Source organism: Serratia sp. 22264, from assembly GCF_052045345.1.
In the GTDB taxonomy this organism is placed as follows: domain Bacteria; phylum Pseudomonadota; class Gammaproteobacteria; order Enterobacterales; family Enterobacteriaceae; genus Serratia; species Serratia plymuthica.
The window spans coordinates 16505-37040 of record NZ_JBQEOY010000004.1 but is presented as its reverse complement, the minus strand read 5'-3'; the positions used below and the strand labels follow the sequence as shown (position 1 = coordinate 37040).

The window sequence follows — 20536 nt, the reverse complement described above, 5'->3', positions numbered from 1 at the left end:
TCAACTCTTTTTTAACGGCTTGACCAGGTGGTCAAGCCCTTCGATTTTAATCGCCAGCGTCATTTCCATCAGCATGCCGAGTTTGCCGTTGGGGAACTCGCCTTTGCGGGCGAACCACAGCAGATACTCTTCAGGCAGGTCAATCAGCGCCCGCCCTTGGTACTTGCCAAACGGCATCAGGGTATTGGCGATCTCGATCAGATTCTCTTTTTCCATCAGACACCCAGCAGGCGGATCATCTCCGCTTCATCGATCACTGCAATACCCAACTCCTGCGCCTTCACCAACTTGGAGCCGGCCGCTTCGCCGGCAATCACCAGATCGGTCTTTTTCGAGACGCTGCCGCTGACCTTGGCGCCCAGCGCCGTCAGACGATCTTTAGCCTCATCGCGTGAAAGTTGGCTCAACGAACCGGTCAACACCACGGTTTTACCGGCAAACGGGCTGTCGATCTCTTCCGCCGCTACTACCACCACTTCCGGCCAGTTGATGCCAATTTCGGCGCCAATCAGTTCGTCGATCACCTTCTGGTTAAGCTCTTCGTCGAGGAAATGACGCACATGCTTCGCCACCACCTCACCGACGTCCGGAACTTGTTTCAACGCGTCGATATCGGCGGCATACAGCTTTGGAAGCTCACCGAAGTGCGCCGCCAGGTTGGCCGCCGTGGCCTCGCCCACTTCACGGATGCCGAGCGCGTACAGGAAACGGGCAAAGGTGGTCCGCTTGGATTTCTCCAGCGCGTTGACCAGATTCTGCGCCGACTTCGGCCCCATGCGATCCAACCCGGTCAGAATACCTGCGGACAGGCGGAATAAATCGGCCGGATTCTTCACATATTCTTTTTCTACCAGTTGCTCGATGATCTTGTCGCCCATGCCGTCGACGTCCATCGCGCGCCGGGAAACAAAGTGCTTCAGCGCTTCTTTACGCTGCGCGGCGCAGATCAGCCCACCGGTGCAACGCGTTACCGCCTCGCCTTCAACCCGTTCCACATCGGAACCACAGACCGGACAATGCAGTGGGAACACTATTTCACGCGCGTCCTGCGGACGGCGATCCTCAATCACTCCGACCACCTTCGGGATCACGTCACCGGCACGGCGCACGATCACCGTATCGCCGATGCGCAGGCCCAAACGTTCGATCTCGTCGGCATTGTGCAGCGTGGCGTTGCTGACGATCACGCCGGCAACCTGCACCGGTTCCAGTCGCGCGACCGGCGTTATCGCCCCGGTACGCCCGACCTGGAATTCCACTTCGCGCACCACGGTAATTTGTTCCTGCGCCGGGAACTTGAAGGCCGTCGCCCAGCGCGGCGCACGCGCCACAAAGCCAAGCGTTTCCTGCAGATCGATATCATCAATTTTGACCACCACGCCGTCGATATCGAATCCGAGCTGCGCGCGGTCCTGCTCCACCTGGCGGTAGAAAGCCAATACTTCGTCGCTGCCGGTGCAGCATTTGGCGCGATCGCTGACCGGTAAGCCCCAGTTTTTAAACTGCATCAGGCGCTGCCAGTGACTGCGCGGCAGCTCGCCGCCTTCCAGCAGGCCAACGCCATAGCAGAAAAAGGTCAGTGGGCGTTTGGCGGTAATGCGCGGATCGAGCTGGCGGATAGAACCGGCGGCGGCGTTGCGCGGGTTGGCAAATATCTTGCCGTCCTTGCGACGCGCCTCTTCGTTCATCTGTTCAAAGCCGGCCTGCGGCATAAACACTTCGCCGCGCACTTCCAGCCGACGCGGGATATTGTCGCCGCTCAGACGCAGCGGGATGGCGCGGATGGTACGCACGTTGGAGGTAATGTTCTCACCGGTGGTGCCGTCGCCGCGCGTGGCCGCACGCACCAGTTCGCCGTCTTCGTACAGCAGGCTGACCGCCAGACCGTCCAGTTTCAGCTCGCAACAGAAAGTGAGCGGTTCGCTGCTCTTCAGGCGATCCTGCACGCGTTTGTAGAACGCCAGAAAGCTTTCTTCGTCGAATACGTTATCCAGCGACAGCATCGGCACTTCATGCCGCACCTGATCGAACGCCGCCAGCGGAGCGGCACCCACGCGCTGGGTCGGCGAATCGGCGGTGATCAGCTCCGGGTGCGCGTTTTCCAACTCACGCAGCTCATTCATCAGACGATCGTATTCCGCATCCGGCACTTCCGGCGCATCAAGTACATGATATTGGTATTCGTGATGGCGCAGTGAGGTTCGTAGTTGATTGATTTGTTGGATTATCGATTCCATGGCTCACCATCAAAGATAAAAAACCCCCGGCAAGCGGGGGCTTTGTTGTTACGGATATTCAGTGCGCGTCGCTACCGGTCAGGCGTTGCTTTCCAACACTTCGCGGATGCGCGCTTTGTAGGTTTCCAGCTTCTGCGGGGTCATCATGCGGCGCTCATCGTCCAGCACCACACCGCCCACGTCGTCGGCGATTCGCTGTGCCGACTGCAGCATCAGCTTGAAGTTCTGATTAGCGTCGCCATAAGACGGCACCATCATGAACATCGACACGCCCGGCGTGGAGAAATCGGACATCATGTCGGGATCAAAAGAACCCGGCTTGACCATATTCGCCAGGCTGAACAGCACCGGGCCGCTGCCTGCCGGGCTGATATGGCGATGGAAAATCCCCATTGCGCCAAACTGGAAGCCCGCTTGCAGCACGCTCTGCAGCAGAACTTCGCCGCCGATCACGCCACCCTGATGTGCGGTAACGTGCAGCACCAGTACGGTTTCTTTCAGTTTTGCCGGTTTAATGGCTGCCGGAGCAGGCTGAGGTTCCACCGCCGCTGGTTTCACTTCCGGCTGCGGCTGATGCGCAGGTTCGGCGCGGAACGCCGGCTCTGCTGCAGTCGCCACAGGCGGCAGATCGTCAACGCGCGGTTCACGGCGCGGCGCAGGCTGCTGCGGCTCGTCGTCTGCGTCCTGCGCGTAGTTGTCCAGCAGGATGTCATCATAATCCGGCCGCTGAGACAGCGGTGGCGGAGACTGATGAGCAGCCGGTTGAACGGCACGTGGCGTTGGCTCGGCCGCCGGAGCAGGCTTCGGCGCAACCACGGGTTCTTCGCGTGCGGCATCAAAATGACCAAACGACGGCTCATCGTGCGGGTTGACGGCGCGTACACGCACCTCTCCCACGCCTTCATCGAGATCGTCGATCGGGGATTGTTCACGTTCTTTTTTAGAACGCTTGGCTGGGCGATCGCGGAAAAGCGACGAGCGTTCTTTGCGACTGGTCCACAGACCGTGCAATAACAACGCTATTATGGCGATCGCGCCAACAACGATTAATATCAGACGCAAATCCTGCATCATTGCTATCTCTGTTGTTCCAATACATTGCCACCGCGGCAAACATTCACTCTTTAACTCTATTTGCCCGAGCACACAAGTGCAAGTCCGTGCTGAACTTTATGCCAATAAAGATGATTATACTGCCTTTTTTTGCTGTTTTTTCAGCCAATGACACCCTAGCCAGTAGAAAATCATCCCGATATGATAGCGATGCCTGTTCAGACAACGAGATAACTTAAGATATGTCCTATACGCAGTCACCTTCTCACTCCACCAGCGGCTTTCATTATTTTGCCGAAGGTTGGCGCCTGATTTCGCACCCGGGGATTAAACGCTATGTCGTCCTGCCGTTGCTGGTCAACGTGCTGCTGATGGGCTCCGCTTTCTGGTGGCTGTTCAGCCAACTGGGCGATTGGATCCCCAGCATGATGAGCCACGTGCCCAACTGGCTGCAGTGGCTGAGCTATCTGCTGTGGCCGCTGGCGGTCATTTCCGTCCTGCTGGTATTCAGCTATTTGTTCAGTACCCTCACCAACCTGATTGCCGCACCGTTCTGCGGCCTGCTGGCCGAACATCTGGAGGGCAGCCTGACCGGCAAGCCGCTGCCGGACACCGGCATCTTCGGCATTGTGAAGGACCTGCCGCGCATCATGGCGCGTGAATGGCGCAAACTGGCGTACTACCTGCCGCGTGCTTTGCTGTTGCTGATACTCTATTTCATTCCGGGGATCGGCCAAACGGTGGCGCCGGTGCTGTGGTTTCTGTTCAGCGCCTGGATGCTGGCGATCCAGTATTGCGACTACCCTTTCGATAACCATAAGGTGAGCTTTGCCGACATGCGTCGTGCGCTGCGTCAGCATAAAACCGACAACCTGCAGTTTGGCGCTATGGTCAGCCTGTTCACCATGATCCCCATCCTTAATCTGGTGATCCTGCCGGTCGCGGTTTGCGGCGCCACCGCCATGTGGGTCGACCGTTATCGTACACAATTCGTTCGTTACTGAGCCATTTCATTCCCCGCATTACGATTAATTCTTCGACAGGGCGCGCAATTTGCGCCCTTATCGTTGTGCTTAAAACTTATTTCCTAATAACATATCGATATACCAATTCTTTACTTCCCTGCCGGTACTGTTAGCGTATGCTTTCGATGTTCCCCACATTTTCATAGAGTTAAAGGACGGGCTATGAGCAAGATATACGAAGACAACTCATTAACGATCGGCCATACGCCGCTGGTTCGTCTGAACCGTATCGGCAACGGACGCATTTTGGCCAAGGTTGAATCACGCAACCCAAGCTTCAGCGTTAAATGCCGCATCGGTGCCAATATGATTTGGGACGCAGAAAAACGCGGCATCCTGGTCGCCGGCAAAGAACTGGTAGAACCGACCAGCGGCAATACCGGCATCGCTCTGGCCTTCGTCGCCGCCGCACGCGGCTACAAACTGACGCTGACCATGCCGGAAACCATGAGCATCGAGCGTCGCAAGCTGCTTAAAGCGCTGGGGGCCAACCTGGTGCTGACCGAAGGCGCAAAAGGCATGAAAGGCGCCATCGCCAAGGCGGAAGAAATTGTCGCTACCGATCCGGAGCGTTACCTCATTTTGCAGCAGTTCAGCAACCCGGCTAACCCCGCCATCCATGAGAAAACCACCGGCCCGGAAATCTGGGAAGACACCGACGGCGAGGTCGACGTTTTCATCTCCGGCGTCGGCACCGGCGGTACGCTGACCGGCGTCAGCCGCTATATCAAAAACACCAAAGGCAAAGCGATCACCACCGTGGCGGTAGAGCCTACCGATTCCCCGGTGATCACTCAGGCGTTGGCCGGTGAAGAAATCAAACCGGGCCCGCACAAGATTCAAGGCATCGGCGCCGGCTTTATCCCCGGTAACCTGGATCTCGACCTGGTTGACCGCGTAGAACAGATCACCAACGACGAAGCCATCAGCATGGCGCGCCGTCTGATGGACGAAGAAGGCATTCTGGCGGGCATTTCCTCCGGTGCGGCCGTGGCGGCAGCGGTGAAAATCGCTGAAGAAGCCGACTTCGCCGACAAAACCATCGTTGTGATTCTGCCGTCCTCCGGCGAACGCTACCTGAGTACTGCGCTGTTTGCCGATTTGTTCACCGAGCAAGAATTGCAACAGTAGTGCCAGCTGTGCACAAATAGCTAAAAAAGCACCTTCCGGGGTGCTTTTTTGTGGACTGGATCAAAGTTTATAGCAGTTGAAGATTGATTTTACCCGCCAGCTTTAGTATTTAACGGTGCATTATTTCGATGCGCAAAATTAATCACCCTCCGTCCCTTGTTTAAGCTGAATCGATTTACTCGTTTGTCGCAGCTGCGTTAAACACGGCATAATGGAGAGCTGATTGAAACGACGGCAGAAGCCAAATTTTTTTGATCTGAAGGGCCAAATTCGTCGTTTTCTGTTGCATCCATACTCGCCCCTGTACCATAGTCAGGCGCTAACCAGACAAGCTAAAGTAATACCCTTGGGCTAAACTTTAGCTCCACAACACACCAATAAGTTGGGGAAACATCAATGTTCCAGCAAGAAGTTACTATTACCGCTCCGAATGGTCTGCACACTCGCCCTGCCGCTCAGTTCGTTAAAGAAGCCAAAGGCTTCACATCTGACATCACCGTGACTTCCAACGGTAAAAGCGCCAGCGCCAAGAGCCTGTTCAAACTGCAAACTCTGGGGCTGACCCAAGGGACCGTAGTGACCATCTCTGCTGAAGGTGAAGACGACCAGAAAGCCGTTGAGCACTTGGTAAAACTGATGGCAGAGCTTGAGTAATCGGCCCGTCTTTTTAGTTAAAACCAGTCAAGAGTAAGGTAGGGTTATGATTTCAGGCATTTTAGTATCACCGGGTATCGCTTTTGGTAAGGCTCTCCTACTGAAAGAAGATGAAATTGTCATCAACCGGAAGAAAATCTCTGCAGACCATGTAGAGCAGGAAGTCTCGCGTTTTCTGGCTGGCCGTGCCAAAGCGTCCGAACAGCTGGAAGCGATCAAGACCAAAGCTGGCGAAACCTTCGGCGAAGAAAAAGAAGCAATCTTCGAAGGCCACATCATGCTGCTGGAAGACGAAGAGCTTGAGCAGGAAATCATAGCCCTTATCAAAGACGATCTGGCTTCTGCCGATGCGGCAGCCTACACCATCATTGAAGGCCAGGCGAAAGCGCTGGAAGAGCTGGACGATGAATACCTGAAAGAACGTGCGGCTGACGTACGCGACATCGGTAAACGCCTGCTGCAGAACATTCTGGGCCTGGCTATCGTCGATTTGAGCTCCATCCAGGACGAAGTGATCCTGGTTGCAACCGATCTGACCCCGTCTGAGACCGCACAGTTGAACCTGGACAAAGTACTGGGCTTCATCACCGATCTCGGCGGCCGTACTTCGCACACCTCTATCATGGCGCGCTCCCTGGAACTGCCGGCAATCGTAGGCACCAGCGACGTCACCAAGCAGGTGAAGAACGACGATTACCTGATTCTGGACGCGGTTAACAATAAAATTTACGTTAACCCAACCGCTGACGTTATCGATCAGCTGAAAGCCGCACAGACCCAGTACGTTACCGAGAAAAACGATCTGGCCAAGCTGAAAGATCTGCCGGCGATTACGCTGGACGGTCATCAGGTTGAAGTCTGCGCCAACATCGGCACCGTGCGCGACGTCGCGGGTGCAGAGCGCAATGGCGCTGAAGGTGTCGGCCTGTATCGTACCGAATTCCTGTTCATGGACCGCGACTCGCTGCCAACCGAAGACGAGCAGTTCCAGGCCTATAAAGCCGTTGCGGAAGCCGTGGGCGCACAAGCCGTGATCGTCCGCACCATGGACATCGGCGGCGACAAAGACCTGCCGTACATGAACCTGCCGAAAGAAGAGAACCCGTTCCTCGGCTGGCGCGCCATTCGTATCGCCATGGACCGCAGAGAAATCCTGCACGCCCAGCTGCGCGCCATTTTGCGCGCCTCCGCGTTCGGCAAGCTGCGCATCATGTTCCCGATGATCATTTCCGTCGAAGAAGTGCGCGATCTGAAAGGCGAACTCGAGACGCTGAAAGCGCAGCTGCGTGAAGAAGGCAAGGCGTTCGACGAAACAATTGAAGTGGGCGTAATGGTGGAAACACCGGCTGCGGCGGTGATTGCCCACCATCTGGCGAAAGAAGTCGACTTCTTTAGTATTGGGACAAACGATCTAACCCAGTATACTCTGGCGGTAGATCGCGGCAACGAGCTGATTTCTCATCTCTATAACCCGATGTCCCCATCAGTGCTTGGCCTGATCAAACAGGTCATTGATGCATCTCACGCAGAAGGCAAGTGGACCGGCATGTGCGGTGAACTGGCTGGCGATGAGCGTGCTACACTGTTGTTATTGGGCATGGGGCTGGATGAGTTCAGCATGAGTGCGATTTCAATCCCGCGCATCAAGAAAATTATTCGTAATACGAATTTCGAAGATGTGAAGGCGTTGGCAGCGCAAGCCTTGGCACAGCCAACGGCGCAAGACCTGATGAATTGCGTGAATAAATTCATCGAAGAAAAAACGCTCTGCTAAACTTCCACGACACTGGAACGCCGCCCAATTTAATGCTTAGGAGAAGATCATGGGTTTGTTCGATAAACTGAAATCTCTGGTTTCTGATGACAAGAAAGACACGGGCACTATCGAGATCGTAGCTCCACTTTCTGGCGAAATCGTTAACATCGAAGATGTACCTGACGTAGTTTTCGCTGAAAAAATCGTTGGCGACGGTATTGCCATCAAACCGACAGGCAACAAAATGGTTGCCCCGGTTGACGGCACTATCGGTAAAATTTTCGAAACCAACCATGCTTTCTCTATCGAATCCGACAGCGGCATCGAGCTGTTTGTCCACTTCGGTATCGACACCGTTGAACTGAAAGGCGAAGGCTTCAAACGCATCGCTGAAGAAGGCCAGCGCGTCAAGAAAGGCGACGTGGTTATCGAGTTCAACCTGGCACTGCTGGAAGAGAAAGCCAAGTCTATCCTGACGCCGGTTGTTATCTCCAACATGGACGAGATCAAAGAGCTGATCAAACTGTCCGGTACCGTAATCGTTGGTGAAACCCCGATCATCCGCATCAAGAAGTAATTGCGAATGTGAAAGACAAACGGCGCCCTTGGCGCCGTTTTTTTATGTCTGTCGTACAAGCGGGCGCCGCATGCGGCGCCCCAGGGATCCGTTACTCAACTCCAACGTGGAATGCGCAGAGTAATCACCAGTCCTTCCTGTTCGCCGTTACGCGCATCAACCTGGCCGCCGTGCGCCAGCACCACCTTGCGGGTGATCGCCAGCCCCAGCCCATAACCCTTGCCCGACATCGCCGATTTCACCCGAACGAACGGATCAAAAATACTGGAAAGCTTTGCCTCTTCCACCCCAGGCCCCTGATCGCTGACCTCGATCTGGAACAGTTGGTCGATACGCGTCAGCACCACTGTGACCCGCTGCCCCTGGCTGGAGAAACGCAATGCGTTACGCACGATGTTGTCCACCGCGCGCCGCATCAGTTCGGCATTGCCTTTGACGGTGTACTCCACGTCAGAACTGGCCTGCAACACGATCTCGACTCCCGGGATCTGCGCTTCGTAGCGTGCGTCGTTGACCACCGCATCCACCAGCCCGTAAAGATCGAAATACTCCTCGTCCGGCAGGCTGTTGCTCTCGGCGCGCGACAGCGCCAGCAACTCGCCAATCATCTTGTCCAACCGCCCCGCTTCGTGCTCTATACGCTGCAACGAGCTCTCAACGTTGCCGTCATTCTGCCGCGCCAGCCCGATGGCCAACTGCAGCCGGGCAAGCGGTGAGCGCAGTTCGTGCGAAACATCGTGCAGTAACTGCTCGCGAGCGCTGACCAGCAGTTCCAGCCTTTCGGCCATAGTGTCGAAATCGCGCGCCACTTCAGAAAGCTCATCATGCCGCCGGCGCATCGCCGGGAACAGCCGCACGGACAAATCCCCCTGCGCCACGCGATCAAAACCGGCGCTCAATTTGCGCATTGGCCGGGTCAGGTTCCAGGCCAGCACGGCGCTGAACAGCAGCCCACCCAGTCCACCCACCCACAGCATCGGCGCCGGAATATTGAAGAAATGCGAACGCTTGCTAGGACGGTATTGTTCGCGCAGAGTGCGCACGTCATAATTCAACAGATAGCCGCTATTGTTCCCCGTTTGCACCCATGCCGTGATATTTTCCGGCATGCGGCGAACCTCGAAAGGCCCCTCCACCGTCGCAGGCGGATGCGCCATCGGGGTTACCGACAAAAAACGCCGGTCATCGTCCGACCAGTCTTGCATTATGGCTTCCAGGGCAGGCTCGCCGCCGCTGCGCAGCAAAGTGCCGGCCGTTGCCAACTGCAGATTGATAAGCCGCCGGGCCACGGCATTTTCCGGGGGTTCATAGCGATCGCCGTACAGGGAAAAAGCGACCCACAGCGCCTGGGTCATGATGATAAACGTGAGCCAGAAACCCAGCAGAATTTTCCAGAATAGTCTTCCGCGCATGGGCATTACCTGATGCGGTAGCCGATGCTGCGCACCGTTTCAATGCTGAGCATGTTGTCCGTCAGTGCGCCCAGTTTCTGGCGGATGTTGCTGATATGAACGTCAACGCTGCGGTCATAGGCTTCACGCGGGCGCCCCAATCCTTTTTCCGACAGCTCGTCCTTGGACACCACACGCTCCGGCGCGCGCAACAGCAGTTCCAGCAGGTTGAACTCCGAAGCGGTCAGATCAAACGCCTTGCCGCGCCATTCGCTGCTGCGGGTGGAAGGGTTGAGCGTCAATTCACCGAAGCTGATGGCTATCTCGTCATCCACCTCCTCCGGACGCTCGTCGAAACGGCGCAACACTGCGCGCAGGCGAGCCACCAGTTCACGCGGATAGCACGGCTTGGGCATGTAGTCATCGGCGCCCATCTCCAGGCCGATAACCCGATCGATATTGTCGCCTTTGGCCGTCAACATGATGATCGGCATACGGCTTTTTTTACGCACGTCGCGCAGCACATCAATACCACTCATGTCCGGCAGCATGATGTCGAGGATCATCGCGGTATACTCGCCCGACAACGCGCCTTCCACCCCGGCCTTGCCGGTCAGCACCAACGTGGCGTTAAACCCTTCGCCGGTCAGGTATTCGCTCAGCATGGTGCCGAGCTCCAGGTCGTCATCGACCAATAAAATTTTCATGCCTTGCTCCTTCGCGGATTTTCGTCATTTTTACGCCTATTTGCCTGCTTCGCAGCCGGTTTTACTCAATCCTTACACATTCCTGAACGCCACTTAACCGCAGCCTGGCCGACGGCGCGCTAAATTAGTGCAAATAGATTTTTGCCGCGCTTTTATGCCAGGGAACCTCTTCGTCATGCCATCGTTTCAACGCTCAAAACGCTATCTGTTGCCCACTGTTATTGTGGCTGTTATCGCCTTATTTCTCTACTTCAGAGCGCAAGGCACCGCCGAAACGCCCCGTTATATCACTGCGGTAGCGCAAACGCGCGATCTGGAACAAACCGTGCTGGCCGATGGCACCATTGAAGCGCAAAAACAGGTCAGCGTCGGCGCGCAGGTCTCCGGCCAGATAAAGGCCCTGCGCGTGGCGCTGGGCGATAAGGTGCATAAAGGGCAACTGGTGGCCGAGATAGACGATTTAACCCAGCAGAACTCGCTGAGGGACGCAGAAGCGGCATTGAAGAACGTACAGGCGCAGCGTGCCTCAAAACTGGCGGCGCTGCGCAACAATCAGCTCGCCTATCAGCGCCAACAGGCCATAGTGGCGCGCGGCGTCGGCGTGCAGGCGGATTTTGACAGCGCCAAAGCCACGCTGGAGGCCACCCGCGCCGACATCAACGCACTGGACGCGCAGATCGTGCAGGCGCAGATCGCGGTGAATACTGCGCAGGTCAACCTCGGCTATACCAAAATCACTTCACCGATCGACGGCACCATCGTCGCGCTGCCGGTTGAAGAAGGCCAGACGGTGAATGCAGTGCAAAGCGCCCCGACCCTCGTCAAAGTCGCCCGACTGGACACCATGACCATCGAAGCGCAGATTTCCGAGGCCGACGTGGTGAAGGTGAAAACCGGCATGCCGGTCTATTTCACCATTCTCGGCGAACCGGGCAAACACTACCGCGCCACGCTGCGGGCGATAGAGCCCGCCCCCGACTCGATCAATGACGAGACCACCACGTCGAGCTCCAGCAGCAGTTCCAGCAGTTCTTCCACCTCCAGCACCGCGATTTACTATAACGGCCTGTTCGACGTGGCGAACCCCGACGGCGCGCTGCGCATTTCCATGACCGCGCAGGTGTATATCGTGCTGGCCAAGGCGAAAGGCGCAGTCGTGATCCCCGCCACCGCGTTACAGGGCGACTGGGTGCAGGTGGTGGACGAACAGGGCAATATCGCCCGCCGCCCGGTGAAGGTCGGCATCAATAACAACGTCGATGCGCAAATCATCAGCGGTGTGCTGGCCGGCGAAAAAGTGATTGTCAGCCAGGTCAACGCAGCGACGCAAAGCAGCACGCGGCGCATGGGCCCGCCGCCGATGGGGATGTGATTGATGAACCCAACACCTCTGCTGCAACTGTGCGGCATCAGCCGCCATTTTCAGGCCGGCGAACAACGCATGACGGTGCTGAACAATATCAATCTCACCATCGGCCAGGGCGAAATGGTGGCGATCGTCGGTGCTTCAGGCTCCGGTAAATCGACGCTGATGAACCTTCTTGGCTGCCTCGATCGCCCCAGCGAAGGGGATTACCAGGTTGCCGGACGCAGTACCGAGCGGTTGGATCGCGACAGCCTGGCCGAACTGCGCCGCGAGCATTTCGGTTTTATCTTCCAGCGCTACCACCTGCTGGCGGAACTCACCGCGCAAGACAACGTCGAGGTGCCGGCGGTCTACGCCGGGCGTCAGCGCGCCGCACGCCGCCAGCGTGCCGCCGATCTGTTGCAGCGGCTCGGGCTGGCGGACCGTCTGAACTACCGACCCAGCCAGCTCTCCGGCGGCCAGCAGCAACGCGTCAGTATCGCCCGGGCGCTGATGAACGGCGGGGAAGTGATCCTGGCGGACGAACCGACCGGCGCGCTGGACAGCCACAGCGGACAAGAAGTGCTCAACATTCTGAAAGACCTGCATGCGCGTGGCCACACGGTGGTGATCGTCACCCATGACATGCAGATCGCCGAACATGCCCAGCGCATCATTGAGCTGCGCGACGGCGAAGTTGTCGCCGATCGGCAAAAAACCGCCCAGACCAGCGCACTGCTGCCGAAGGCGCCGGAGAGCGTCGGCAGCCGCTGGCAATCACAGCGCGACCGCTTTTACGAAGCCTTCAAAATGGCGGTGTTGGCGATGGCGTCACAACGCCTGCGTACTCTGCTGACCATGCTCGGCATTATCATCGGCATCGCTTCGGTGGTATCGGTGGTGGCGCTGGGCAAAGGTTCGCAGCAACAGGTGCTGGCGAACATCAATGCCATGGGCACCAGCACGCTGGAAATCTACCCGGGCAAGGATTTCGGCGATATGCGCTCTGCGGCGATCCAGACGCTGCGCGCCACCGACGCCGACGCGCTGGCACAGCAGGGATACGTCCACAGCGTGACGCCGACGCTGTCCAGCAGCACCACTTTTCGCTATGGCAATCAGTCGGTCAGCGGTACGGTCAATGGCGTAGGCGAGCAATATTTTCTGGTGCGCGGCTACAACATCGACAGCGGCATGGCGTTTAACCGTCACAGCGTCGACAACCTGATGCAGGAAGCGGTGATCGACGAGAATACCCGCAATAAGCTGTTCCCCAACGGGGCCAACCCGATCGGCGAAGTGATCCTGCTCGGTTCGCTGCCGTGCCGGATTATCGGCGTGGCCGCCAAAAAACAGAGCGGTTTCGACAGCGATGAAAACCTGAACGTCTGGATCCCCTACACCACCGTCATGAAACGCATGCTGGGCCAAAGTTACCTGAAGAGCATCACCGTGCGGGTCAACGACGATGTCGATCTCGGCAGCGCCGAAGACGGCGTCACCCGTTTGCTGAGCCAACGCCACGGCACCAAGGATTTCTTCGTCATGAACACCGACAGCATCCGCCAAACCATTGAGAAAACCACGGCCACCCTGACGCTGTTGGTGTCGATGATCGCGCTGATCTCGCTGGTGGTGGGCGGCATTGGGGTGATGAATATCATGCTGGTGTCGGTCACCGAGCGCACGCGCGAAATCGGCGTGCGCATGGCGGTAGGCGCTCGCGCCGGGGATATCATGCAACAGTTTTTAATCGAGGCGGTGCTGGTGTGCTTGCTGGGCGGCGCATTGGGGGTGCTGCTGTCACTGGGGATCGGCGTGCTGTTCAGCCAATTCAGCAGTAACTTCACCATGATCTATTCCGGAGCCTCGATCGTCGCCGCGTTTGTCTGTTCGACGCTGATTGGGGTGATTTTCGGCTTTTTCCCGGCGAAACGCGCCGCCGGGATGGATCCGATACATGCGTTGGAAAGGGAATAACCTTCAGTCAAAAACGCCGGTGGAAAGATAACGATCGCCGCGATCGCAGATAATCGCCACAATCACGCTGCCTGGGTTCGCCGCAGCAATGCGCAATGCGCCGGCCACCGCGCCGCCGGAACTGACGCCGCAGAAAATGCCTTCGCGTTGAGCCAACTGGCGCATGGTCTGCTCGGCATCGGTTTGCTGGATATCCAGAACCTGATCCACCAGCTCCGGGCGGAATATGCCCGGCAGATAAGCCGGTGACCAACGGCGGATGCCGGGGATGCTGCTGCCTTCCGCCGGCTGCAGGCCAATGATTTGCACCTGCGGGTTTTGGCTCTTGAGGTAACCGCCTACGCCGGTAATGGTGCCGGTGGTGCCCATGCTGGAGACGAAGTGCGTAATGCGCTGCTGGGTCTGTTGCCAGATTTCCGGGCCGGTGGTGGTGAAATGGGCGTAAGGGTTATCCAGATTATTGAATTGATCCAGCACCTTGCCCTGCCCTTCACGCTGCATTTCCAGCGCCAGATCGCGCGCGCCTTCCATCCCCAGTTCACGGCTGACCAGAATCAGTTCGGCGCCATAGGCGCGCATCGCCGCCTGGCGCTCCTGGCTCATGTTTTCCGGCATCAGCAGCTTAAGGGAATAGCCTTTCAGCGCCGCGATCATGGCCAGCGCAATGCCGGTGTTGCCGCTGGTGGCTTCGATCAGCTTGTCGCCGGGTTGTATTTCGCCGCGCAGTTCCGCCTGTTGGATCATCGCCAGCGCGGCGCGATCCTTTACCGAACCCGCCGGGTTGTTGCCTTCCAGTTTGAGCCAAACCTCGCTGCCCAGTCCTGCGGCCAGACGTTGTACCTTTACCAGCGGGGTATTGCCGATGCATTGTTCGAGCGTTGTCACGATCTTTGCCTGTGTGTTGAAGTGCGTAATGTAAAAAGGCAACCCTGGGGTTGCCTTTAAAATAATATTGGCCGCTAAAAACTATCAGGCGCTTTTGGCTAACGCAACAGGTTGTAGCAGTTGATCGCCGGCGTACAGACGCGCATTCAGGCTGCCAACATAGTAACGGCCGCCGCGCACCGGGGGTTGGTTGCCCTCTGGCAGCACCACGCTGATCGGCTCCTGATGCCAGCCGATCGGCTGTACGGTCAACTGCCAGAAGTGGCCGCGCGGGCTGGCTTCCAGCACCTGCACCGGCAACGGGCAGCGCTCGCTGCTCTCGGTTCCCACTTCCATTTCCCACGGCCGCAGGAACAGATCGACACTGCCCTGATGCATCGGCTGGAACGACAGCGGCCACTGGTGCGCGCCGACAAACAGCTGCGAACCGCGGATTTCGCCACTCAGGCGGTTCACTTCGCCCATGAACTCCAACACGAAGCGGCTGGCCGGTTCACGCATGATTTCGTTCGGTGAGCCCACCTGTTCAATATTGCCCTGGCTCATCACCACGATGCGATCGGCCACTTCCATCGCCTCTTCCTGATCGTGGGTCACGAACACGCTGGTGAATTTCAGCTCTTCGTGCAACTGACGCAACCAGCGGCGCAGTTCTTTGCGCACCTGCGCGTCCAGCGCGCCGAAGGGTTCGTCCAGCAGCAGGATTTGCGGCTCTACCGCCAGCGCACGCGCCAACGCCACACGCTGCTTCTGGCCGCCGGAAAGCTGCGACGGGTAACGGTTGGCCAAATGACCAAGCTGCACCATTTCCAGCAGTTGGGTCACTTTCTGTTTAATCGCCGCAGCGTTCGGGCGCTCACGGCGCGGCAGCACGCTCAGACCAAAGGCGATATTGTCGAACACCGTCATATGGCGGAACAGCGCGTAATGCTGGAACACGAAGCCCACGCGGCGATCGCGTGCATGCACATGGCTGACGTCGGTGCCGTGGAAGCCCAGCTTGCCGCCGCTCTGGCTTTCCAGCCCGGCGATAATGCGCAGCAGCGTGGTTTTCCCGGAGCCGGAAGGCCCCAGCAGCGCCACCATCTCACCGGAGGAAATATCGAGCGAGATATCGTTCAATACCTTGGTACGACCGAAAAATTTGTTGATACCGCTAATCTCAATGCTCATGATTTTCCTCCCGCTCGAGGCGCGCATTTTGGCGTTCCAGACGCCATTGCAGGCCACTCTTCAAAAATAGGGTAATGATCGCCATCAGGGTCAACAGCCCGGCGGCGGTAAAGGCGCCGACGGTGTTGTAATCCTGTTGCAGCAACTCCACCTGCAGCGGCAGGCTGAAGGTTTCGCCGCGAATAGAACCGGACACCACAGACACCGCACCGAACTCGCCGATGGCGCGCGCGTTGGTCAGCACCACGCCGTACAACAGCGCCCAGCGGATGTTAGGCAAGGTAACGCGGCGGAACATCTGCCAGCCGGACGCGCCCAGCAAAATGGCGGCCTCGTCTTCCTGGCTGCCCTGGCTGAGCATCATCGGCACCAGTTCGCGCACCACGAACGGACAGGTCACGAAAATGGTCACCAGCACCATGCCCGGCCAGGAGAACATCACCTGGATATTGTGTGCATCCAGCCAACCGCCCAACAGGCCATTGCTGCCGTAAAACAGCAGATAAATCAGCCCCGCCACCACCGGTGAAACGGCGAACGGAATGTCGACCAACGTCAGCAGCAACTGGCGGCCCGGGAAGGTGAAACGCGTCACCAGCCACGCCAGCAGCGTGCCGAAAATCAGGTTGAACGGCACGGTGATCAACGCGATCAACACCGTCAGCCAAATGGCGTGCAGCATGTCGCGATCGACCAGGTTACTCCACATCGCGCCAACGCCTTTGGAAAAGGCCTCGGCGAAAATCGACATTATCGGCACCACCAGCAGCAGCACCGAGAACAGCACGCCGATGCCGATCAGCGTCCATTTTCCCCAGTTGACGCGTGGGCGTTCGACGCCATTGAACTCAGAGATATCAGCCATCAGTGCCCCCCGATGCGTCGGCCGAAGCGGCTCTGCAGAACGTTAATGCTAAACAGCAACAGCAGCGACGCCGCCAGGATCACCGAAGCAATCGCGCTGGCCGCCGGATAGTCGAACTCCTGCAAACGCACAAAAATCATCAGCGACGTCACTTCGGTCTTCCAGGCGATATTGCCGGCGATAAAGATCACCGCGCCAAACTCCCCCAGGCTACGGGTAAAGGAAATCGCCGTGCCGGCCAGCAGCGCCGGCGCAAGCTCAGGGATCACCACGCGGCGGAAACTCTGCCAGCGGGTAGCGCCCAGGGTTTCGGCCGCTTCTTCATATTCCGGCCCTAGCTCTTCCAGCACCGGTTGAACGGTGCGCACCACGAACGGCAGGCTGGTAAACGCCATCGCCACCGCGATCCCAAGCCAGGTAAAGGTCACCTTGATGTCGAAATGCGCCAGCCATTGGCCATACCAACCGGTGGTGGAGAACAGCCCCGCCAGCGTCAGGCCGGCCACCGCCGTCGGCAGCGCGAACGGCAGATCGATCAGGCCGTCCAACAGCGTACGGCCGGGAAAACGGTAGCGGGTCAGGATCCAGGCCATCAGCATGCCGAACACCGCGTTAAACAGGCTGGCGACGCCCGCCGACAACAGCGTCACCTTATAGGCCGCCACCACCTGCGGATTGGAAATCACTTCCCAGTATTGCGCCAGGCTCATCTGCGCCAATTGCATGACCAGCGCGCTGAGCGGCAGCAATAAAACCAGGCAGGTGTAAAACAGGCTGCTCCCCAGACTGAGGCCGAATCCGGGCAAAACCCGTTTACTGGACAACGACAACATTACTTATGCCCTGCCGCTAACAGTTGATCCAACTCGCCGCCGGTGGAGAAATGCGTTTTCATCACCTGCGGCCAGCCGCCAAACTGATCTTCCACCCGGAACAACTTGGTGTCCGGGAACTGGCTCTTCGCCGCTTCCATCGCCTTTTTGTCGTAAACGCGATAGTAGAAGCTGGTGATCACCTGTTGGGCCGCCGGGCTGTAGAGATAATTGAGGTAGTCTTTGGCTGCCTGTTCGGTGCCGTTCTTTTCCACGTTTTTGTCCACCCAGGCCACCGGGAACTCCGCCAGAATATCGACCGGCGGAACTATGACCTGGTATTTGTCTTCACCGTACTGCTTGCGGATGTTGTTTACTTCCGACTCAAAGCTGATCAGCACGTCGCCCAGGCCACGTTCCACAAAGGAGGTGGTCGCGCCGCGGCCGCCGGTGTCAAACACCAGCACGTTTTTCAGGAAACGGGTCATGAAGGCGCGGGTTTTGGCCTGATCGTTGCCGTCGGCCTGGCTGGCGGCGCCCCAGGCGGCCAAATAGGTATAACGGCCATTGCCGGAGGTTTTCGGGTTCGGGAACACCAGCTTCACGTCGTCACGGACCAGATCGTTCCAGCTGTGGATACCTTTTGGGTTGTCCTTGCGCACCAGGAAAGCCATGGTGGAATAGAACGGTGAGCTGTTGTTCGGTAAACGGGCCTGCCAGTCGGCCGGGATCAGTTGGCCGCGTTCATGCAGGATTTGCACGTCGGTCACCTGGTTGTAAGTCACCACGTCGGCGCGTAACCCTTGCAGGATAGCCAGCGCCTGCTTGGAAGAACCGGCGTGGGACTGCTTGATGGTCAGCTTGTCGCCCGGATGCTGCTGGTTCCACTGCTGTTCAAAGCCAGGGTTCAGTGCGGAAAACAATTCACGGGAAACGTCATAAGAGCTGTTCAGCAATTCAGTTGCCGAGACGGTGCCGCTGGCTAACAGAGCCGCTGCCAACCATCCTTTCAGCACGATATTTTTAACCCGGATTTGTTTCATTCTGCACCTTAGCTCACTGAGTCAATCTTTCAGGCTTTCGCCTTATTGATGACCAGTGTATTTATAACTAGGCGCGGAGCTGTAACGCTTTTATATACCGTTTAGTGATTTTCAAGCATCAAACGCTATAAGGCAGGAGCGGAGCGGTTTCGCTGGGGCGGGAAAAGCGTACCGGGGCCGACATGGCCGACCCCGACGAGGGCCTCAAAGTGACAACAGGCGCGTCAACGAAGGGGCAAAGTAATAACTGCCGGTCACCGCACGGCTAAAGCGCAGCATCGCATCGCGTTTGCCGTCCAGATCGCCAAACATGCTCAGCAGTTGTTTTTCGATATTATGCAGACGCGCGCAGTAGGCGATAAAATAGAGCCCATGCTTGCCGCTGGCGGTGCCGTAAGGCAGGCTTTGGCGCAGAATTTTCAGGCCCTTGCCGTCTTCTTTCAGATCAACCCGGCTGACGTGCGACGTCTCTGGCCGCTGATCCGACGGCAGCTCTTCGCTGTCGTGCTTGGTGCGGCCGATAATCTGTTCTTGTTGCTCGGTGGTGAAGCGCTGCCACTGACGCAGATTGTGTTCGTAACGCTGCACCAGCACGTAGCTGCCGCCCGCGTCTTCTTCGCCTTCGGCAATCACCGCCACTTCCGGGCGTTGGTCGCCCTGCGGGTTTTCGGTACCGTCGATAAAGCCGCTCAGATCGCGCTCTTCCACCCAACGGAAGCCGTGGGTTTCCTCTTCAATCTTGATGGCGTTGCCGAACGCAGCCAGCGCCGCCTGCGCCAGCGAGAAGTTAACGTCATGACGCAGGGATTGGATATGGATCAACAAATCGCGCTGGGTGGCCGGCGCCAGCCCTTTGCCCAGTGGAGTAAACGGCTTCAGCTCTTTTGCCCCCTGGCCGCTGGACAGATCGTGCCAGACGTCGTAGCCAAAGGCGATGACCGCCCCCAAATGCGCATCCGGGAACTGCTGCTGCAGCTCAATAAGCCGCTGGCAAAACTGCTTGCAGCCCTGACGCAAATCAGCGAATTCGCCCTGTACGGTAGCTTCCATAAAAATGGCGAAACGGCAGTGCTCCAGCAAAATGCCGCTCTGAACCTGTGTCATGTCGTTATCCTCAGTATCGCGATCGGGTAACAGGCTTGGGTTTCCTGTTACAAATGCGCGATATAATAACGCATGCGTGCAAGATTGCCTTAACGGAACGCAAAGAAAATAGGGTTACTCGTCGCTTTTCAAGCTGCGGCGTGGCCGACTGCGCCCGGTGAGGGTCGGAGCGAATATATTCGCCCCGAACACTGTGTCAGGCTTACTGCGGTTTGGCGTGCCAGATGATCTTGCTGACCGTCCAGCTTTTCAGCGTATCGTCCGGCGGGATGATGTCCTGCGGGCCGGCCCATTTGCCGCTGAAGATGTAGGTGACGTACTTGCTCTGCTCCGCCACGCACTCCACCTTGCCCGCGTCGTCGCCGTCGGCCGGTTTGCAAGCGCCAAACGCCTTGCCGTACATGTCGCTGAACGGCGTGCCGAGCTTATTGCCCCACTCGGTTGCCACTTTGCTGTCCATCACGGCCACACGCTGTACGTTGCCCTTGGGCTCGCCGGTGATCACCAGCTTCACGTCATTGCCGTCCATCGCCTGGTAGTAAGAAACAATCTGGCCCTTGTCGGTGGCCATGCCGCCGCGCAGGCGATAATCGCCGTTCAGCCCGTCGTTGATCGCGCTTTCCGACATCGGGGTGCCGGCGTTGAGATCGCCAACGCCCTTGGCGCTGACCTCAAGGCTGCTGCCGAACCAGTTAAACGGTGACAGGCTCGACCAGGAGAAGTTGGACATCGTCGAACAGCCGCTCAGTAACAGCGGGAGCCCTAACAGCAGTGGGCGAATATTCATTTATAGCTCCT

19 protein-coding genes are annotated in these 20536 nt (G+C 57.7%); 7 read left to right on the top strand and 12 right to left on the bottom strand.

The annotated features are described in order from the left end of the window. The 3 genes from ACTJJ1_RS15965 to zipA all read right to left on the bottom strand — a co-directional run bounded on the left by ACTJJ1_RS15965 (position 1) and on the right by zipA (position 3311). Entirely contained in the window at positions 1-216 is a 216-nt protein-coding gene (locus ACTJJ1_RS15965; RefSeq protein WP_004947672.1) for a DUF3820 family protein, read from the bottom strand. Then, the gene (ligA, locus tag ACTJJ1_RS15960; protein WP_004947674.1) at positions 216-2237 is read right to left on the bottom strand and encodes an NAD-dependent DNA ligase LigA; all 2022 of its coding nucleotides are present in this window, start codon (positions 2235-2237) and stop codon (positions 216-218) included. Before ligA ends, ACTJJ1_RS15965 begins: the two co-directional genes overlap by 1 nt. 78 nt (positions 2238-2315) lie before the next feature. Continuing rightward, positions 2316-3311: a cell division protein ZipA gene (gene zipA / locus ACTJJ1_RS15955; RefSeq protein ID WP_004947676.1), complete on the bottom strand. Its 996-nt coding sequence runs from the start codon at positions 3309-3311 to the stop codon at positions 2316-2318. Between the two features lie 221 nt (positions 3312-3532). Between zipA and cysZ the strand changes: the two genes are divergently transcribed. From cysZ to crr, 5 genes are all read left to right on the top strand, one after another. Beyond that, positions 3533-4294, top strand: coding sequence for a sulfate transporter CysZ (cysZ, locus tag ACTJJ1_RS15950; protein WP_440834433.1), 762 nt, complete (start codon positions 3533-3535; stop codon positions 4292-4294). A gap of 183 nt (positions 4295-4477) precedes the next feature. Beyond that, positions 4478-5446 carry a cysteine synthase A gene (gene cysK, locus ACTJJ1_RS15945; RefSeq protein WP_004947678.1) on the top strand — a complete coding sequence of 323 codons (969 nt, stop codon included), beginning with the start codon at positions 4478-4480 and terminating at the stop codon, positions 5444-5446. Between the two features lie 396 nt (positions 5447-5842). After that, on the top strand, positions 5843-6100 hold the full coding sequence (ptsH, locus tag ACTJJ1_RS15940) for a phosphocarrier protein Hpr (RefSeq protein ID WP_004947679.1): 258 nt from the start codon (positions 5843-5845) through the stop codon (positions 6098-6100). Positions 6101-6146: 46 nt separating this feature from the next. After that, the gene (ptsI, locus tag ACTJJ1_RS15935; RefSeq protein WP_004947683.1) at positions 6147-7874 is read left to right on the top strand and encodes a phosphoenolpyruvate-protein phosphotransferase PtsI; all 1728 of its coding nucleotides are present in this window, start codon (positions 6147-6149) and stop codon (positions 7872-7874) included. A 49-nt stretch (positions 7875-7923) separates the two neighbouring features. Continuing rightward, positions 7924-8433, top strand: coding sequence for a PTS glucose transporter subunit IIA (gene crr / locus ACTJJ1_RS15930; protein WP_004947686.1), 510 nt, complete (start codon positions 7924-7926; stop codon positions 8431-8433). A 95-nt stretch (positions 8434-8528) separates the two neighbouring features. Here the strand turns inward: crr and ACTJJ1_RS15925 are convergent, their stop codons facing one another. Then, on the bottom strand, positions 8529-9845 hold the full coding sequence (locus ACTJJ1_RS15925) for an ATP-binding protein (RefSeq protein WP_004947689.1): 1317 nt from the start codon (positions 9843-9845) through the stop codon (positions 8529-8531). Between the two features lie 5 nt (positions 9846-9850). Beyond that, a complete protein-coding gene (locus tag ACTJJ1_RS15920; protein ID WP_004947692.1) occupies positions 9851-10531 on the bottom strand; it encodes a response regulator transcription factor in 681 nt (226 codons plus the stop codon). Between the two features lie 175 nt (positions 10532-10706). Here ACTJJ1_RS15920 and ACTJJ1_RS15915 point away from each other — a divergent pair, with 175 nt between their 5' ends. Both ACTJJ1_RS15915 and ACTJJ1_RS15910 read left to right on the top strand, forming a co-directional pair. Next, positions 10707-11903, top strand: a complete 1197-nt coding sequence (locus ACTJJ1_RS15915) for an efflux RND transporter periplasmic adaptor subunit (protein ID WP_440834429.1) — start codon at positions 10707-10709, stop codon at positions 11901-11903. A 3-nt stretch (positions 11904-11906) separates the two neighbouring features. Further along, positions 11907-13856 carry a MacB family efflux pump subunit gene (locus ACTJJ1_RS15910; protein ID WP_440834427.1) on the top strand — a complete coding sequence of 650 codons (1950 nt, stop codon included), beginning with the start codon at positions 11907-11909 and terminating at the stop codon, positions 13854-13856. A 3-nt stretch (positions 13857-13859) separates the two neighbouring features. On the opposite strand, the gene cysM is transcribed toward ACTJJ1_RS15910, so the two are convergent. From cysM to ACTJJ1_RS15875, 7 genes are all read right to left on the bottom strand, one after another. Next, complete coding sequence (gene cysM / locus ACTJJ1_RS15905) at positions 13860-14741, bottom strand: cysteine synthase CysM (RefSeq protein ID WP_004947698.1); 882 nt, start codon at positions 14739-14741, stop codon at positions 13860-13862. Between the two features lie 84 nt (positions 14742-14825). After that, entirely contained in the window at positions 14826-15914 is a 1089-nt protein-coding gene (cysA, locus tag ACTJJ1_RS15900; RefSeq protein WP_006327088.1) for a sulfate/thiosulfate ABC transporter ATP-binding protein CysA, read from the bottom strand. Further along, positions 15904-16779, bottom strand: a complete 876-nt coding sequence (gene cysW / locus ACTJJ1_RS15895; protein WP_004947706.1) for a sulfate/thiosulfate ABC transporter permease CysW — start codon at positions 16777-16779, stop codon at positions 15904-15906. Before cysW ends, cysA begins: the two co-directional genes overlap by 11 nt. Beyond that, complete coding sequence (cysT, locus tag ACTJJ1_RS15890; RefSeq protein WP_004947708.1) at positions 16779-17612, bottom strand: sulfate/thiosulfate ABC transporter permease CysT; 834 nt, start codon at positions 17610-17612, stop codon at positions 16779-16781. The genes cysW and cysT overlap by 1 nt, the downstream gene beginning before the upstream one ends. Continuing rightward, positions 17612-18634, bottom strand: a complete 1023-nt coding sequence (locus ACTJJ1_RS15885; protein ID WP_004947713.1) for a sulfate ABC transporter substrate-binding protein — start codon at positions 18632-18634, stop codon at positions 17612-17614. The genes cysT and ACTJJ1_RS15885 overlap by 1 nt, the downstream gene beginning before the upstream one ends. Before the next feature lie 204 nt (positions 18635-18838). Then, positions 18839-19738: a Dyp-type peroxidase gene (locus ACTJJ1_RS15880; RefSeq protein ID WP_004947716.1), complete on the bottom strand. Its 900-nt coding sequence runs from the start codon at positions 19736-19738 to the stop codon at positions 18839-18841. A 202-nt stretch (positions 19739-19940) separates the two neighbouring features. After that, complete coding sequence (locus ACTJJ1_RS15875; protein ID WP_004947719.1) at positions 19941-20525, bottom strand: RpoE-regulated lipoprotein; 585 nt, start codon at positions 20523-20525, stop codon at positions 19941-19943. Between the last annotated feature and the right edge of the window lie 11 nt (positions 20526-20536).

Bases quoted from the DNA above. Each gene is read 5' to 3' on its own strand.
- ACTJJ1_RS15965 (WP_004947672.1), bottom strand. From the start codon at position 216: ATGGAAAAAGAGAATCTGATCGAGATCGCCAATACCCTGATGCCGTTT.
- ligA (WP_004947674.1), bottom strand. From the start codon at position 2,237: ATGGAATCGATAATCCAACAAATCAATCAACTACGAACCTCACTGCGC.
- zipA (WP_004947676.1), bottom strand. From the start codon at position 3,311: ATGATGCAGGATTTGCGTCTGATATTAATCGTTGTTGGCGCGATCGCC.
- cysZ (WP_440834433.1), top strand. From the start codon at position 3,533: ATGTCCTATACGCAGTCACCTTCTCACTCCACCAGCGGCTTTCATTAT.
- cysK (WP_004947678.1), top strand. From the start codon at position 4,478: ATGAGCAAGATATACGAAGACAACTCATTAACGATCGGCCATACGCCG.
- ptsH (WP_004947679.1), top strand. From the start codon at position 5,843: ATGTTCCAGCAAGAAGTTACTATTACCGCTCCGAATGGTCTGCACACT.
- ptsI (WP_004947683.1), top strand. From the start codon at position 6,147: ATGATTTCAGGCATTTTAGTATCACCGGGTATCGCTTTTGGTAAGGCT.
- crr (WP_004947686.1), top strand. From the start codon at position 7,924: ATGGGTTTGTTCGATAAACTGAAATCTCTGGTTTCTGATGACAAGAAA.
- ACTJJ1_RS15925 (WP_004947689.1), bottom strand. From the start codon at position 9,845: ATGCGCGGAAGACTATTCTGGAAAATTCTGCTGGGTTTCTGGCTCACG.
- ACTJJ1_RS15920 (WP_004947692.1), bottom strand. From the start codon at position 10,531: ATGAAAATTTTATTGGTCGATGACGACCTGGAGCTCGGCACCATGCTG.
- ACTJJ1_RS15915 (WP_440834429.1), top strand. From the start codon at position 10,707: ATGCCATCGTTTCAACGCTCAAAACGCTATCTGTTGCCCACTGTTATT.
- ACTJJ1_RS15910 (WP_440834427.1), top strand. From the start codon at position 11,907: ATGAACCCAACACCTCTGCTGCAACTGTGCGGCATCAGCCGCCATTTT.
- cysA (WP_006327088.1), bottom strand. From the start codon at position 15,914: ATGAGCATTGAGATTAGCGGTATCAACAAATTTTTCGGTCGTACCAAG.
- cysW (WP_004947706.1), bottom strand. From the start codon at position 16,779: ATGGCTGATATCTCTGAGTTCAATGGCGTCGAACGCCCACGCGTCAAC.
- cysT (WP_004947708.1), bottom strand. From the start codon at position 17,612: ATGTTGTCGTTGTCCAGTAAACGGGTTTTGCCCGGATTCGGCCTCAGT.
- ACTJJ1_RS15885 (WP_004947713.1), bottom strand. From the start codon at position 18,634: ATGAAACAAATCCGGGTTAAAAATATCGTGCTGAAAGGATGGTTGGCA.
- ACTJJ1_RS15880 (WP_004947716.1), bottom strand. From the start codon at position 19,738: ATGACACAGGTTCAGAGCGGCATTTTGCTGGAGCACTGCCGTTTCGCC.
- ACTJJ1_RS15875 (WP_004947719.1), bottom strand. From the start codon at position 20,525: ATGAATATTCGCCCACTGCTGTTAGGGCTCCCGCTGTTACTGAGCGGC.